The 14,741-nt window shown below is 67.0% G+C and carries 11 protein-coding genes and 1 tRNA gene; 5 read left to right on the top strand and 7 right to left on the bottom strand.

Going from position 1 to position 14,741, the window contains the following annotated elements; genetic code table 11:
* The first annotated feature begins 16 nt into the window (after positions 1-16).
* Positions 17-727 (top strand): DUF3566 domain-containing protein, encoded by a 711-nt coding sequence (locus CP970_RS21250; protein ID WP_079043245.1) that lies wholly within the window; start codon positions 17-19, stop codon positions 725-727.
* A 97-nt stretch (positions 728-824) separates the two neighbouring features.
* Positions 825-898: transfer RNA gene (locus tag CP970_RS21245), tRNA-Ile, on the top strand.
* A gap of 154 nt (positions 899-1,052) precedes the next feature.
* Here CP970_RS21245 and CP970_RS21240 read toward each other — a convergent pair.
* The 3 genes from CP970_RS21240 to CP970_RS21230 form a co-directional block, all read right to left on the bottom strand.
* Positions 1,053-1,523, bottom strand: a complete 471-nt coding sequence (locus CP970_RS21240) for a flavodoxin family protein (protein ID WP_055544637.1) — start codon at positions 1,521-1,523, stop codon at positions 1,053-1,055.
* Between the two features lie 714 nt (positions 1,524-2,237).
* Complete coding sequence (locus tag CP970_RS21235) at positions 2,238-6,245, bottom strand: nSTAND1 domain-containing NTPase (RefSeq protein ID WP_055544638.1); 4,008 nt, start codon at positions 6,243-6,245, stop codon at positions 2,238-2,240.
* A 497-nt stretch (positions 6,246-6,742) separates the two neighbouring features.
* On the bottom strand, positions 6,743-7,282 hold the full coding sequence (locus CP970_RS21230; RefSeq protein WP_150493709.1) for a hypothetical protein: 540 nt from the start codon (positions 7,280-7,282) through the stop codon (positions 6,743-6,745).
* Between the two features lie 454 nt (positions 7,283-7,736).
* Here CP970_RS21230 and CP970_RS21225 point away from each other — a divergent pair, with 454 nt between their 5' ends.
* Positions 7,737-8,900 (top strand): SEL1-like repeat protein, encoded by a 1,164-nt coding sequence (locus CP970_RS21225; RefSeq protein WP_055544640.1) that lies wholly within the window; start codon positions 7,737-7,739, stop codon positions 8,898-8,900.
* A gap of 182 nt (positions 8,901-9,082) precedes the next feature.
* Here the strand turns inward: CP970_RS21225 and CP970_RS21220 are convergent, their stop codons facing one another.
* The 4 genes from CP970_RS21220 to CP970_RS21205 form a co-directional block, all read right to left on the bottom strand.
* A complete protein-coding gene (locus CP970_RS21220; RefSeq protein ID WP_107098838.1) occupies positions 9,083-9,637 on the bottom strand; it encodes a hypothetical protein in 555 nt (184 codons plus the stop codon).
* Positions 9,638-9,916: 279 nt separating this feature from the next.
* Entirely contained in the window at positions 9,917-10,426 is a 510-nt protein-coding gene (locus tag CP970_RS21215) for a hypothetical protein (RefSeq protein ID WP_055544641.1), read from the bottom strand.
* Between the two features lie 24 nt (positions 10,427-10,450).
* The gene (locus CP970_RS21210) at positions 10,451-11,023 is read right to left on the bottom strand and encodes a hypothetical protein (protein ID WP_150493707.1); all 573 of its coding nucleotides are present in this window, start codon (positions 11,021-11,023) and stop codon (positions 10,451-10,453) included.
* Between the two features lie 823 nt (positions 11,024-11,846).
* The gene (locus CP970_RS21205; protein WP_055544643.1) at positions 11,847-12,293 is read right to left on the bottom strand and encodes a DoxX family membrane protein; all 447 of its coding nucleotides are present in this window, start codon (positions 12,291-12,293) and stop codon (positions 11,847-11,849) included.
* A 177-nt stretch (positions 12,294-12,470) separates the two neighbouring features.
* On the opposite strand from CP970_RS21205, the gene CP970_RS21200 reads away from it, so the two are divergent.
* Positions 12,471-13,688 (top strand): amidohydrolase family protein, encoded by a 1,218-nt coding sequence (locus CP970_RS21200; protein ID WP_055544644.1) that lies wholly within the window; start codon positions 12,471-12,473, stop codon positions 13,686-13,688.
* Positions 13,689-13,803: 115 nt separating this feature from the next.
* Positions 13,804-14,724 (top strand): FkbM family methyltransferase, encoded by a 921-nt coding sequence (locus CP970_RS21195; RefSeq protein ID WP_055544645.1) that lies wholly within the window; start codon positions 13,804-13,806, stop codon positions 14,722-14,724.
* Positions 14,725-14,741: the final 17 nt, after the last annotated feature.

The raw sequence follows: 14,741 nt of genomic DNA, 5'->3' as shown, positions 1-14,741 counted from the left end.
CGAGGAGTGAGTCATCGTGAGTGGAGCCACGGGCGCCGGATCGAAACAGACCGGCACCACCGGCACGGACAGTGCCCGTGGCTCTGCCGCTGACGCACATGACTCTCACGAGTCTCATGGATCCCAGGGGGGGACTGTGACGGACACCCGAGGGCCGGGGACTTCTGGTCAGACGTCAGGCCAGTACGACGCCGCGTACGCGGCGGGCAAGACGTCGGGAGGCGGTGGCGGGGCGCTCCCCGGGGAGCGGCAGCCGCAGCAGGCCTCAGGGCCCTACCACCCGCCGCAGGCGTACCAGCAGGGCTCGCAGACGGGTTCGGTGCGCAGGCCGCGCACGGGGGCCCGTACGACGCCCCGTACGCGCAAGGCGCGCCTGCGCGTGGCCAAGGCCGACCCCTGGTCGGTGATGAAGGTCAGCTTCCTGCTCTCCATCGCGCTGGGCATCTGCACCATCGTCGCGGCCGCCGTCCTGTGGATGGTCATGGACGCGATGGGCGTCTTCTCGACGGTGGGCGGCACGATCTCGGAGGCGACGGGCTCGAACGAGTCCAACGGCTTCGATCTGCAGTCCTTCCTGTCGCTGCCGCGCGTCCTGATGTTCACGTCGATCATCGCGGTCATCGACGTCGTGCTCGCCACGGCCCTCGCGACGCTCGGCGCCTTCATCTACAACCTCTCCGCGGGCTTCGTCGGAGGCGTCGAGCTGACCCTCGCCGAGGACGAGTAGCACCCTGGTTTCCCGGCGCTCGGGTATCGATTTTGGGACTGGACCGCAGGTGCGCTAATCTTCAGAGGTCAGCGCGCGGGACATACCGCAGCGCGGCGGGGCTATAGCTCAGTTGGTTAGAGCGCATCCCTGATAAGGATGAGGCCACAGGTTCAAATCCTGTTAGCCCCACAGCAGAGCAGTACATGAAGAAGGCGTCTCCCCAGGTGGGAGGCGCCTTCTTTGTGTTTCGGGTCCTGGTGAGACCTCGTGAAGCTGTCCTTCGGCGTGGTCGCCGGGGCCGGTGTGCTGGTCGCCCTGGTCGTGGCCCTCACGGCGGTATGTGTCAGAGCGTCGGCTCTCGTCCGTCCTGCAGTCGCGCGGCGAACGCCCGCGCGGCGGCCAGGTCCCCGGCGTTCGGCCGCTGTTTCTGGATCCCGCCGACCAGCCTGAAGGGCGCCATGGTGTCCAATGCCCGGCACGAGAAGTTTCCGTCCACCTCGAAGCCCTTGCGTTCGAGGAGCTGGACCAAGGGGCGGGTGAAAGGCGCAAGCGGCAGCTCGGGAAGCCCGCTGGTGGCGAACACGAATGCCCGGCCCCTGCCGGTGGGCAGGGCCTTGACGAAGTCGGTCAGGCGGGGGTGGAGCCTCTGATAGAACACACCCGAGCCGAATCCCACGAGGTCGGCCTCGGCGAGCTCCGCCAGGTCGGCCTGCTCGGGCGAAACGACCTTCGCGCCCAGTACCTGGGCCATGCTGTCGGCGACGCGACGCGTATTTCCGTGCGACACGGAGGCGCACACGATGACGGCCTTCATCCTCACGATCCCTTCTCTCGCTTCCGTGGATAGGACAGCGCAGCGACATCAGATGTGACACCACCCGCGTGTGATGGCAGTCACATCAGGCAGGGGGAGGCGAGCCCGCACGGCAGGGCTGGAGGCAGTGTGGGAGGGAGCAACTTCATTGGCTGGTAGCACGGTTGACGGTTTCTTCCGGCGTGCGTTTCGCTGTCAGCGGCTAGATCCTCTGGGTGATGGGTAGACAGCTGTGGCCGGAAAGAAGCGCCGCACGATGACAGAACGCCTTGCCGAGGTCGAAGAGGAGATTTCGCGGTCGAAGACCGCGAAAGAGTTGGCGGCCACCGACCCCGACACCGTGACAGCACCTGGTGCATCCTGGCCTGATCGGCGATCCGCCTCCGCCACGGGTTCATCCTGAGTTGGCTCGGGATATTGGCTGACCGGGGTTCCATGTAGGGGGAAACGGTCCTTTGTGTGTATTCCGGACTTCCTGTCCCGCATATCGAAGAGCGTCGATCAATTGAGTGCCCTGCGCAGGCGCTCTCACGGCAATCGCTGCACAGCGAGGGCATGGAAAGGCCCGACCGCTGGCGACGGGGGATGCACCAGCGATCGGGCTGGTCCAACCGTAACAAGGCTGCCTGCGCAGGGGGAGTGGACTGCCCGGTCGAGATGAGTGGTTGTGATCGGGATCACGTGGTGCGATCCGCGGAGAGAATCAGCGAACCGTTACTCGTCGCACGGAGGCTCGTACGAGAGACGGGGTAGATATTCGCGCCATATTTCCGGTGTCAGAACGCCCTGCGTGGTCGAGCAAACGCGGTGAATTGCCTCGACCGTGTCCAGGTTCCACAGCCGGACGGTGTCGGTTCCGCTCGATACTCCGAGCATGTCGATCTGCGAACTGAACGACAAGAAACTGCCGGTCTTGGCGTTGGGGCTCATCGACTGACCGATGGCAGCGGCCTTGGCGGGGTTGGAGATGTCCCAGAGCCGGACCGTGTTGTCGTTGCCGCCGCTCGCCAGGGTGTGGCCGTCCTGGTTGAACGTCAGTGACACGACCGCGTCGGTGTGGCCGGTGAGAGTGGCCTCGAGGCGGCTTGCCTTGAGTGGGTCGGAGAGGTTCCAGAGCCGGACCGTACCGTCGTCGCTCGCGCTGGCCAGGGTGTGGCCGTCCGGGCCGTAGGCGAGAGCGTTGATGGGGCCCAGGTGCCCTGTGAGAGGGGTGCCGAGCTGGGTGGCATGACGGGGGTCGGTCACTTTCCAGAGACGTACGGTGCCGTCCGCGCTGCCGCTGGCGAGGCTTCGTCCGTCCTTGTTGAAGACAAGGGAGTTGACGTAACCCTTGTGGCCGGTGAGTGGCGTGCCGAGCGGGCGAGGGCGGGACGGGGTGCTGACATTCCACAGCTGGATGGTGCGGTCGGTCTGGGGGGTCGCCAGCGTGCGGCCGTCCGGGCTGAAGGCCAGTGAGGCCGCGAATCGTGTCCGCAGTTCGATGGGCGGCCCGTAGACGACGGGGCGAGCGGGGTCGGTGACGTTCCACAGCTGTACCGAGTTGTTTGCCGTGAGCACCGCCAGCGTGTGGCCGTCCGGGGAGAACGCCATCGCGCGCACCTCCCCCTTCCCGGAGCTGAAGGGCTTGCTCACGGACGCGGGCCGGTCGGGGCGCTTCACGTTCCACAGCCGGATCTTGTCGTCGCCCGCGGCCGTGGCGAGCACTTTCCCGTCCGGGCGGAACTCGCCCATCCGGCCGATCATGTCCGATGTCGGTATCGACCACAGGCGGACCTTGTTGTCGCCGCTCCCGGTGGCGAGAGACCGCCCGTCGGGGCTGAAGCCGAGGGCGTACATTTCCCCGCTGCTGCCTGTGAGCGGCTCGCCGACCTGGGCCGGATGTGCCGGATCGCTGACGTTCCACAGACTCGCCGTGCTGTCCGCGCTGGCGGCCGCGAGCATGCTTCCGTCGGGGTTGAAGGCCACCGACCAAACCGGTCCGGTGTGGCCCGTGAGCGGTGTGCCGAGGGGCTTCGCGCGGTGTGGGTCGGTGACGTTCCAGAGGCGGACGTTGTTGTCCGAGCCGCCGCTGGCGAGCGTGCGGCCGTCGGGGCTGAACGCCACGGAGTGCACCGTGCTCGTGTGGCCGGTCAGAGCCTTGCCGGTCGGCTTCGGGCGGCGCGGGTCGGCCATGTCCCACAGCCTGATCGTGCCGTTGTCACCACCTGCCGCCAGCGTCTGCCCGTCGGGGCTGAAGGCAACGGAGCGTACGGCGGCGGTGTGGCCGGTCAGCGTACCGAGCGCCTTCGGCCGACTCGGGTCCTTCACGTTCCACAGGCGGACGGCGTGGTCGTCATTGGCTGAGGCCAGAGTGCGTCCGTCCGGGCTGAAGGCGACCAGATAGATCGCGCCGCCGTGGCCGGTCAGGGGGGCGCCCAGCAGGCGTGGGTGGCGGGGGTCCCGAACGTTCCACAGCCTGATCGTGCCGTCGTCCGACGCACTGGCAAGGGTGTTGCCGTCCGGGCTGAAGACCGCGCTGCTCACCCAGCTCTTGTGGCCGGTGAGGGGTTTGCCCAGGGGCTTGGGGCGCGACCGGTCCTTCACGTCCCACAGCCGAACGGTTCGGTCGTAGCTCGCAGTGGCCAGGAGCCGCCCGTTCGGGCTGAACGAGGTGAGGTAGACGGCGCCCTTGTGGCCGAGCAGTGGTGTGGCCAGTGGCGCGTTCACGATCGAGATCAATCGATTCCGTGTGGCCTCGTCGTCCGGCCGCATGCGATGTGCCACCAGGTCGAGCTGGGCTGACAGCGACGGGTCCGTCTTCTGCGCGCGATCGGCCTCGGCGACCACCTGCTGGAACACCGCGTCGTCCCGCTGGTTCCACGCGATCACCGCCGAGACGACGGCCACCATCGCCAGGACGACCAGCGCCGCTACCGCACCGCGGGCGATCCAGACCGTGCGCTTGCGCAGCCTGGCCGAAGCGGCCAGGAATTCCACGGTGCCGCGGGTCAGGAAGGTGTCACCGGAGGATTTCGCCCAGGCGCGGGCCTGTTCCAGCCGGGAACCCCGGTAGAGCAGTGCCGTATCGCGGTCGGATTCCTCCCATGCCTTGCCGTCTTCCTCAAGACGCTGGCGCAGCAGGTGATCGTTCCTGTCCTCGTCGATCCAGTCGCGCAGGCGTGGCCAGGCGTGGAGCAGCGCTTCATGCGTGATCTCCACGGTCTCCGAGTCGAGTGTGACCAAGCGTGCGCGGACCAGGGCTTCGAGCGATTCTTCCGTCTTGTTGGGGTCTGTCGACTCCGCTGCCAGTTGGCGCCGTGTCCCCCGCCTACGGGTTGCCTGGGTGTCTTCGCCAAGGCGGACCAGCCTGAGGAGGAGCAGCCTCGCGGCCGTGCGCGCCGCCGGGTCGAGGTCGGACCAGGCGCGCTCGGCGGTCGCCGCCACCGCTCCCTGGATTCCTCCCGCCGCGCGATAGCCGGCGAGCGTCAGGCGTCCCGTCTTCCGCCGCTGCCAGGTGGCCATCAGGGCGTGGGAGAGGAGCGGCAGTACTCCCGCGTCATGCGACCCGCGGGGACCGTCCGTGCTCACTTCCCGGATGATCAGCTCCGCAAGGCCCGGTTCGAGCTCAAGACCCACTGCCTTGGCCGGTCCTGTCACCGCGTCGCGCAACTCCGTGGTGGTCAGCGGCCCGAGGACCATGTGCCGGTGTTGCAGCGCGTCGGCCAGTTCGGGATACCGGAGGCACTGATCGTAGAAGTCGGCGCGTATGCCGAGGACTACGAGCGCGGGAGCGGGGTCACCGGAGTCGGTGGGCGAGCACGCGGCGTGCAGGAGCTGGATGAAAGCGCGCTTGTCCGCCTCGTCGGAGCAGAGGGTGAACGTCTCCTCGAACTGGTCCACGATGATGACCGGACGGGCGGCGGAAGACGCTTCGCGGTGCGCCCAGGCCGTGACGGACTCTCTCACCGCGTGCACGAATGGCGGAGTACCAGGCTCCTTCGCCGCCGACTCCCCCTCGATGGGGACGGCGTGTGCAAGCTCAGGTATGTGGCGGGTCAGCTCTTTGAGGGGATCGCCTCCCGGCACGAGCTGCACCACCAGGTCTGCCTGGCTGTTCTCGTCGCGCAGCGCGCCGTTCCGCAGCGCGGGCACCACACCGGCGTTCAGCAGGGAGGACTTTCCTGCCCCTGAGGCGCCGACGAGCATGACCAACCCGCCCGTCTTCTCCGTGGCGCGGAGCTGAGTGATGAGAGCCTCCGTACTCCGCTCCCGTCCGAAGAACCACCGGGCGTCCTGTTGGCGATACGAAGCCAGGCCCTTGTAGGGGCACACCGCGGCGGCGGCCGGGGCCTCGGCGGGAGAGGAATTCTCAGCTTCCGCGGGCGTAGCGGCGCGGCCGCTGACGGGGTCGGCCACCGCGTGCTCCCACAGGAGCTGCCACTGGACGATGTCGTACAGACCCGCGGACACCGGGACGGGCCGCTCGTGGCGCGCGTCGGGGATCAGAACATGGAGTACCGCTGCGAGGGCGGTGAACTGGGCAGGCACGTTCTTGGCCCGCCGCCAGTCGCTGATCCGCTGTGCGGAGACCCGTACGGGTCGCCCTCGTTCGTCGACTCGCTGCAGTCGGACGACCGCCTCGGCCACACGCTGGAGGGGAGGGTTGCCGGCCTCCTTGTACAGCAGTGCGAGACGCTCCGCGAAGGCTGTGCGTGCCCCTGAATCGGGACTCAAGGCCTCCACTCCTCACTTCCCCCGCGCCTGGACATCCGGACCGGAAAACTCACTTTATATGGCTGACCTGCGATTTAGGGGTCCGGATGCTGCCGGGATCTCCTCGGTGTGAGCGAGGACTGGCAGGATCGCAGAGCAGTAGCGAACCAACCGCGCAGCGTCAGGGCAGGCCAACGCCTCGGGCGCTCGGAGAGGTGAGACATGGCGCTGCATGATCTCGGCTGGTTTCCGCCGGAGTTAACAAAGTCGCGATGACGATCCCGTCGCGCGAACTCATGAGGCCGCTAAGGCCGACCACATCCGGACCGTCTTCGCGTCGCCCGCGGACCGGTCTCTCCTCGATCCGCGCTGATACGCCGACATAGCGCGGATCGACTTCGCCCGCGTCGTTCGGTACCGGTCCCCACAGGGGAGGGACCGGTGCCGATACGACGCGGCGGACGAAGCTCATGTTCTTTCGCACCGAAGCCCGGGCCTTCACGAACGCTGGGCGAGGCTGGGGCCTGTCAAAGGTGCATCATGGACATCACTTCAGGGCTCCGTACGCCGGTCGCCACGCTGGGGACGGCCTCGCCGGGGCGGACCCATCCCGCGTTCACGGCCGCGGTGACGGCGGCTTTCTCCGCTGCGTCGGCTTCGGCGTTCAGCCCCTCGTCCGTACCCAGGTACTTTGCCCCCGCCGCAACTCCGGCAGCCTGTGAGGCATTGAGTGCGGCCCGGCAGGCGACAGCCGAGAGTTCGGCGTCGGCGTCGACGAGCTGCCCCATCTGTGAGGCCTGCGCGGCCGACGCGGCCGCGTTCCGAGCACAGCGCGAGTCCGCGGCCGGGTCGGGCGCGCTCTCGGAGAGCACGGCAAGGGCCTGCGCCGCCACGCGCGCTGCGTGAGCGATCTTCCAGGCGGCGTCCGCGTGGCCATCTGAGCCGAGCTGCTCGACGTAGGGGATAAGGGCTGCCGCGCGTGCCGCAGCGCTCTCGGCGCGGGCGGCGTGGCTTGCCCTGAGGGCTACCGCGGTCGGCTCCCGCTCTTCGTGGTTGTGCTCGTTCACCGGCACCTCCATGTCCGCGCGCACAGCGGCGGAGCGTCGTGCTCCAGCCGCCCCAACGTTGTCCACGGCGGTGGACAACGGATGTGTCGGGCAGGGTGGCACGTCGCCCCACAACAGACCAGAGCCGCGCGCGAGCCAGGTGGCCGCACCGGTCGTACCCAAGACCGGTTGGGAGACCGTCCGTGATGAGTCGCGGGGCACCCGGCATTCCGAAGCCTTGACCACCTGGCCCACGGTCAGCTGACGACCGTCACTTCTCTCGCATGCGCCGACTCGCACCCGCCGAAGGAAGCGCCCTGCGGGGCCACTACGGCACCGGCCTGGCCTGCACGGGCCGCGTGAGCCGATCGCGCCGCAACCACGGTGTCATGTGCCATCGTCCCTTCACGCGAGTGGCTGTTGTAACTCCAGGGACATCGATTCACTCGGTCGCGGCCGAGAGGGGCGGACGGACATGCAGGATTTCCACCTGGGCCACCTTCTTGTGGCCGCCGAGGACGGCGACCTGCGGGCGATGGTGCTCCTCGCTGGGCATTTACACCAGAGTGACCAGGCTGAACAGGCCGAGCCGTGGGCGCGTGCGGCCGCCGAGATGGGTGACCCCGAGGGAATGGTCTGCTTGTCTCGCATTTGCATCACCATGGCGCTCGGCGGGGCGTATTGCGTTGATCTCGCGAAGCTGGCGGAACTTCGCCGGGATCCGGAGTTCGTGAAGCAGTCCACGAGATGGTCGGACGAGGCTCGCTGCTGGAAAGTGAAAGCGGCCGAAGCCGGACAGGAAGACGCCATAGCGGCGTTGTCCCGCTCGGCGGAGAGCCCTGAGGAGCGCGAGCGATGGCTCCGGCATGGCGCATCAGCAGGGCATCGTCACCTCAGAAGTGAGCTCCTGCGCCTCCTGCGAGAACAGCGGCGGTTCGAGGAAGCTGAGCCATGGCAGCGAGCGGAAGCTGAAGACGGAAACGGTGACGAGCAACTGAGGCTTGCCCGACGCCTCATCGAGCAGGGGCAGCTCGAAGAGGCAGAGCACTGGTTCCGGAGCGCCGCTGCAAGCGCCCGGGAATGGACAGCGGTTCAGGCCGGGGAGAAGCTCGCTCGATTCCTCACGGACCAAGGACGCGACGACGAGGCAGAACAGTGGCGTCGGCACGCCAGAGAGATCAAAACCCGTCTGCTCCGAGAATCCGACGCCGGCGGAGTCCATCCTCCGTACCACGTCAGCGAGCAAGTCGTACTCACGGCCCTGGTGACCACGGCCGTGCTCCCCTTCATTCAGACACTGGTCTCCAAAGCGGCCGAGGACGCATACGCACAGGCCCGCCAACTGATCCGCCGCCTGCCCCTCAGGCCCCGGGGAAACCGCAGTGCCAACGGCCCAGCCAGCGTTTCCAACCAGACAGAGGCACGGTTCGTCATAGTCGACGACCCGGATACAGGCATCACCCTGTACCTGTCGTCCGACGTGTCCGACGAGGCGCTTCAAGCCCTCTCCTCCTTCGACCTGAGCGAGTTGACCGCACGCAGACCCGATGCGGGACGGGTTCGTCTCATCTGGCACCAGCCAAGCGGTACATGGCGCATCCGCGGTGAATCGGATCAGCAGCCCAGAAGGCCGGATTGAGCCAAGCCTCAGTTCCTCCCGCCCTTCCAAAAGGGGAGCTACACCCGGCCTGGTTGGGGCTACTCCGCGGGGCATGACGACACCGGAGCCGACGAAGGGGCGAGCACTCCTTCCAGGCCTGGGCGCGGGGGTGCTGATCGGGCTGCTCGCCTTCGGCCCCAAGGCGTGGTTCTGAGTACGCGCTACGCCTCTCGTTGAGTGGGCGGCAGCAATAGATCACGTTCCTGGTGCTGATCGCCTGTGACTCGTCCCCTGACGCCGAGGTCCTGGCGCGCGGCGTCGTGGAAGGTGTTGATGGCCCGGAAGACGGCCCGATTGCGATCCCGCCAGTCCTCAAGCGCCCCGGGCAGCTTGCCGGTTGCCTGCCAGTCGATCTTGAGTGCCACGGCGTTGAGCTCGTGTGCGGCCTCCATGACGTCGTCGCCTCCAAGGAGGAGGAGACGCTCGAAGGCCCTCCCCCGGAGGTGGCCGGCCTCCGCCATCTCGACGCGGACATCGCGTTCGCTCTGCTGGCTCTCGCGGAGGCCCTCTCGAATCTCGTAGAGATGAACGGCGAGGAAGACGCAGGACCGGACGGCGTCGATGTAACCCTCGTACGCGGCGACCTTCTTGTCGTCCCACCGGACCAGCAGCTCGTGCTTGCGACGGCTTCGCTCCATGAGGAAGTTGGTCAGGTGCGTCGACAGCGCACCGAGCAGCACCGCGGCGATCGTGACGAGCTGCTCGCCCGTTCCCACCGGCCCCCCAAGGTCAGCAGCACTCCTAAAGATGACTGGACGATCTTATGAGTGCGGTCGGGGAGGGGCGGGGGGATTGCTGAAACAGGGGGTGTCACGGCTTGGCACGGCGGTTCGCGGCCAACAGCAGGGGGCGTGACTCTGTGACCGGTGTGACACCTGCCTATGTTTCAGCTCTTTTGTCAGTGCTTGCGGATCCGCTCAGGGGGTTCCGCGGTGACGGACTGGGACGCCCGTGGACCACGGGCGTCCCAGTGATGTTCGTGTGTGTGGTCCTCGTCAGTCCCGCTCAGGACTCTTGGACTCTGTCTCGTTGATCTGTGGAACAGGCTTGAACGGGCCGAGTTGGGGTCGCTGTCGCTTCCGCAGATGCCGGTGCCATCGCTTGACGCACCACCAGGCGAACACGAGGGGTACGAAGGACAGCACCGTGGGGACCAGTGGCGGCAGCCACGTCCACAGGGACATCGGCCGCACCACCGCGACGACGATCGGAACCACGACGCTCAGGCCCATCAGGAGGACGCCCCACACGTCGTCGACCCGCGACCACCACGAGCGACTCTGCAGGTGTGGTTCGACCAGCATCATCACGGCCAGCGCCAGCCCCACGACCGGTGCCATCAGCCAGGGGGACGTGGGCACGCCGCGATTGCCGAAGAGTTCACCGATGAAAGTCGCGGGGATGTACGCGATGAGCAGGAACGTGATGGTGTAGACGGCCCCGCTGGTGGCGGCATCGAGCTCGTCAGCCGAGTCCTGCGCCTGTGGGTCCGAGTTCTGCTCCATGGGAGGCACCTTCCCTCCTTGCGCCTACAGGCATGCGTGAGCCAAGGCGGGGAGCCCGGTGGAATTGATGATGAGGTTCGCGATGTCCTCGTCGATGCTGCCAGGGTACTTGCCGTGCTTTACGTACGCCCAGACGGCCTTTGCCACCTTCTTGCCGTTCTTGACGAGCTTCCAGGCCTTGGCGACGCCGATCCCGTTCTCGGCGGCGAACTTCGCCACACCGGTCGCGCATCCGAACCATCCGAAGGCCTGAACAGCGACCTTGGCCTGAGGGTGCTGGTTCAGAAATTCACCCACCTCGCGAAGCGCGTCCTGGTCGCCTGCTTCGACCCTCTGTATCAGCGACTCGGGGATGGAGCCGATGAGGTCGAACGCGCGCTGGACCGCGGCCTCGCCTTCCGCATCGCTCACGTCAGCCAGCCCGGAGTCGGTGGTCGGGCCTGACGCTATGACCGCGGATATCGAAGCCTGTGAGGTGTTCTCCTGCGTGCGGTCGGCGGCGGCCGCCGATCCGGACACTCCCGTGCCGATGATTGCCGCGGCAACAAGGGTGGCAACTGCTGCGCCAAATCTGCGTCGGTGAGTGCTGTTCTGCATAATTCCGCCTCAGATCTCTCTCAACTCCCAAGAGTTGGCGTATATCTGCCCATACGGACCAACGGCCAAGGTCAGGCGGCCTTGCATACCAAAGGTCCATCGGTGAGGTGGGCAGGATGGTGGCGGAGACCTTGGCTGAATCCGGCCTATTTGAATCCCGGGAGTGTCTTCGGCCTGACGCTTTGGCGGGGTCCGTCAGTTCGCCAGGCTGGAGACACCGAACTGGCCCTGCAACGGCAGAAGATCGCCGAGGGCGCACCACCCGCCTACTCGAGTCCAAGCGAGCAGGCGTGCACGGACCGGTGGGACCAGCTCGGCGAGCGCCAGCGGAGCGCGGGCGACCGGGACGGCTTCCTCGCCGCTTGCTCCTCGATTCCGGCCCCAGGCATGCCCGGCTACGACGAGGTCGTGGCTGAGGTGGCCGCAAGCAGTCCGTAATTCGCGGTGGGACGGCGCCGAGTTCCCCATGCGCGTCCACCTGGCCTGGGAACTGCCCGAGGACAAGCGGCGCGGCTTGAAGGTCAGACTCCGCCGTATCACCTACGAACTCGGGCCGATCGCTCCCGCCGGTCGATGCGGCACCGCGAAGAACGGCAAAGCGGTGCGCGAGTACGTCTACGCGGACGACGGCACACCGGTCCTCGGCAAGGGCGACTCCCTCGACGGGGACACCGGCATGATCACCCGCACCTACCCGTGGGCTCCCGGTCGGCCGACCCCGTGGACGTGCTACCTCACGGACGCCGAATGGGAGCTGGACGACCTCAAGTACGCCGACTTCCTCTACGACCTGCCCGTGGACAAGGCCACTTACCGGGTCCGGTCAGAAGATCCCCAGCGCCGCATCCAGCGACCACACCTGCCAACTCGACGCGAACAGCGCCACGACCGAGATCAGCGCCATCATCAGGTTCTGCCCCTGCTCCGCCACGTCGTGGATCATCAGCACGAGGTAGATCAGGTTCAGCAGGAGCCCGCCGACGAGGGCGATCGGTGTGAGGAAGCCGAAGATCAGGCCGAGGCCGAGTGCCAGTTCCGCGTAGGCGACGACGTAGGCCATGGTCTGCGGGCGGGGCTTCACCACGACGTCGAAGCCGCTGCGTACCGCGGTCCATCGGTGCTTCTCCGCGATGCCGGCCGCCCAGCCGATACCCCCGCCGCCGAACCACGTCTTCTTGTCCTTGTGGCGCCAGCTCTCAAGCCACCACAAGCCGAGCCCGATCCGGAGCACAGCCAACAGCTCGGCTCCGCTTAGCCACATCGTCTGCATCGAGAGCCCTTCCTCAACATGACCTGACGATGCGTCAGTTCAGCGGATCGGCGCGGATCGCGCAAGGGGTCGAGTTGCGGGCGGGCGCTTGCCGTTGCCAAGGCGAGCCCATAACCTCCATCTGATGGATCGTCAGATTTGAGTCTCGGAAACCGGCAGGCAGTAGGGGGCACAGCAGTGGTCAACAGCGAGGTCGGCACCAAGGAACTCCCCCGGGTCATCAGCGTGGACGACCACGTGATCGAGCCCGCGCACCTCTTCGAGAAGTGGCTCCCGAGCAAGTACCGCGACCGTGGGCCGAAGCCCTTCACCGCAGGTATCGGCGAGCTCGCGTACGTCGGCGGGAAGTACAAGTTCACGACGGATCCGGACGGCCAGACCACCGACTGGTGGGAGTACGAGGGCGAGATCTTCCCGTACAAGCGCATCATCGCGGCCGTCGGCTTCTCCCGCGACGAGATGACCCTCGACGGCATCACCCGAGAGCAGATGCGGCGCGGCTGCTGGGACCCCAAGGCGCGGCTCGAGGACATGGATCTCAACCACGTCGAGGCCTCGCTCTGCTTCCCCACGTTCCCGCGCTTCTGTGGGCAGACCTTCGCCGAGGCCAAGGACAAGGAGGTGGGCCTGGCCTGCGTCCGGGCCTACAACGACTGGATGGTCGAGGAGTGGTGCGGCGACAGCGGTGGTCGGCTGATCCCGCTCTGCCTGATCCCGCTGTGGGACATCGATCTCGCGGTCGCTGAGATCAAGCGCAACGCCGCTCGTGGGGTGCGGGCGGTGACCTTCTCCGAGATTCCGACGTATTTGGGGCTGCCCTCGATCCACTCCGGTTATTGGGACCCGTTCTTCGCGGCCTGCGAGGAGACCGGCACGGTCGTGAACATGCACATCGGGTCCTCGTCGCAGATGCCCGCCGCGTCTCCCGACGCCCCGCCCGCCGTCCAGGCGGCGCTGTCCTTCAACAACGCCATGGCGTCGATGATGGACTTCCTGTTCTCCGGCGTCCTGGTGAAGTTCCCGCGGCTGAAACTCGCGTACAGCGAAGGGCAGATGGGCTGGATCCCCTACGCCCTGGAGCGCGCCGACGACGTGTGGGAGGAGCACCGGGCGTGGGGCGGGGTGAAGGACCTGATCCCCGAGCCGCCCTCCACGTACTACTACCGGCAGATGTTCTGCTGCTTCTTCCGCGACAAGCACGGCGTCGATTCGATCGAGACCGTGGGCGTGAACAACGCGACCTTCGAGACGGACTATCCGCACGTCGACTCGACGTGGCCGCACACGAAGCAGGTGGCACAGGAGCACGTGGGCGGGCTGCCTGAAGACGTCGCGTACAAGTTGCTCCGTGGCAACGCCATTCGCATGCTCGACCTGCCGTTCGACCAGGACTGAGCAGCCTCTCCGGTCGCCTGGAACCGGCCATCGCTCACCGCTCATAGCTGATCGCTGGGGGCGTCACCGCCCCCAGCGTTATGGTTCGCCTGTTCCCTGACGGAGAGGTGATCGGATGAGCAACCCCACGACGGAGGCCCTGGTCACGCTTGGGCGTGCCTATGTACGACGGGCCCCCGGCGAGCTGTTCAAGAGCGCGCTCGCCGCCCGCTTCCTGAATCCCCATCTCCGGGATCACCCTCGTCGGAGGGTCGTCGACGTGGAGTTCGGTGCCAGGTTCGCGGTCGACACCCAGGACCTGATCCAGCGCTACCTGTACCTCTTCGGAGGCTGGGAGCCGGGCATGACGCGGTGGCTGCAGAGCCGTTTGAGCGCTGGTGACGTGCTGGTGGACATCGGCGCCAACGTGGGGGTCTTTGCCGTCCTGGGCTCTCGGCTCGTGGGTAGTACGGGCCGGGTCGTGGCCATTGAGGCGTCCCCGACCTTCCATCACCGCCTGACGCAGCACGCCGAGCTCAACGGCTGCGACAACATCCGCGCGGTCAACGCCGCTGTGTCGGACAGCCGGAAGACGCTGACGTTCATCCTCGCCAGCTCCAACAACATGGGCGCGAACTCGATAGTCCCCTACGACGGTCCTGCCGAGTCCACCTTCGAGATGGAGGCGCTCCCGCTGTCGGAGCTCCTGGACTCCGACGAGGTCGCCAGGGCGCGTGTCATCAAGATCGATGTAGAGGGAGCGGAGGGAGGGGTCGTCCGAGGGATGAAGGCCCTCTTGGAGCAGCTTCGCCCTGACGTGGAGATCGCCGTGGAGGTCACGCCCGATCGCATGTCCCAACTCGGGGATTCGGTCGACGAGCTGCTGGACATCATGCGTGAGCACGGCTTCCACACCTACCGGCTCGTCAACGACTACGGGCCCGAGGGCTACCCGCGGGCCATGCGGCATCCGTCGGCCGCTGTGCGGTGGAGGGGGCCGGTAGTGGGCGAGACCGACTTGGTCTTCTCGCGTGTGGATGCCGAATCGCTCGCTTGAGTCGATGCCGGAAGCTG

This window comes from Streptomyces kanamyceticus (genome assembly GCF_008704495.1).
GTDB classification, from domain to species: Bacteria; Actinomycetota; Actinomycetes; order Streptomycetales; family Streptomycetaceae; genus Streptomyces; species Streptomyces kanamyceticus.
This window is presented reverse-complemented; position numbering and strand designations above follow the sequence as displayed.

Coding starts and splice junctions, on each gene's coding strand:
- CP970_RS21240 (WP_055544637.1), bottom strand. CDS start 1,523: ATGAAGGCCGTCATCGTGTGCGCCTCCGTGTCGCACGGAAATACGCGT.
- CP970_RS21225 (WP_055544640.1), top strand. CDS start 7,737: ATGCAGGATTTCCACCTGGGCCACCTTCTTGTGGCCGCCGAGGACGGC.
- CP970_RS21210 (WP_150493707.1), bottom strand. CDS start 11,023: ATGCAGAACAGCACTCACCGACGCAGATTTGGCGCAGCAGTTGCCACC.
- CP970_RS21205 (WP_055544643.1), bottom strand. CDS start 12,293: ATGCAGACGATGTGGCTAAGCGGAGCCGAGCTGTTGGCTGTGCTCCGG.
- CP970_RS21195 (WP_055544645.1), top strand. CDS start 13,804: ATGAGCAACCCCACGACGGAGGCCCTGGTCACGCTTGGGCGTGCCTAT.
- CP970_RS21215 (WP_055544641.1), bottom strand. CDS start 10,426: ATGGAGCAGAACTCGGACCCACAGGCGCAGGACTCGGCTGACGAGCTC.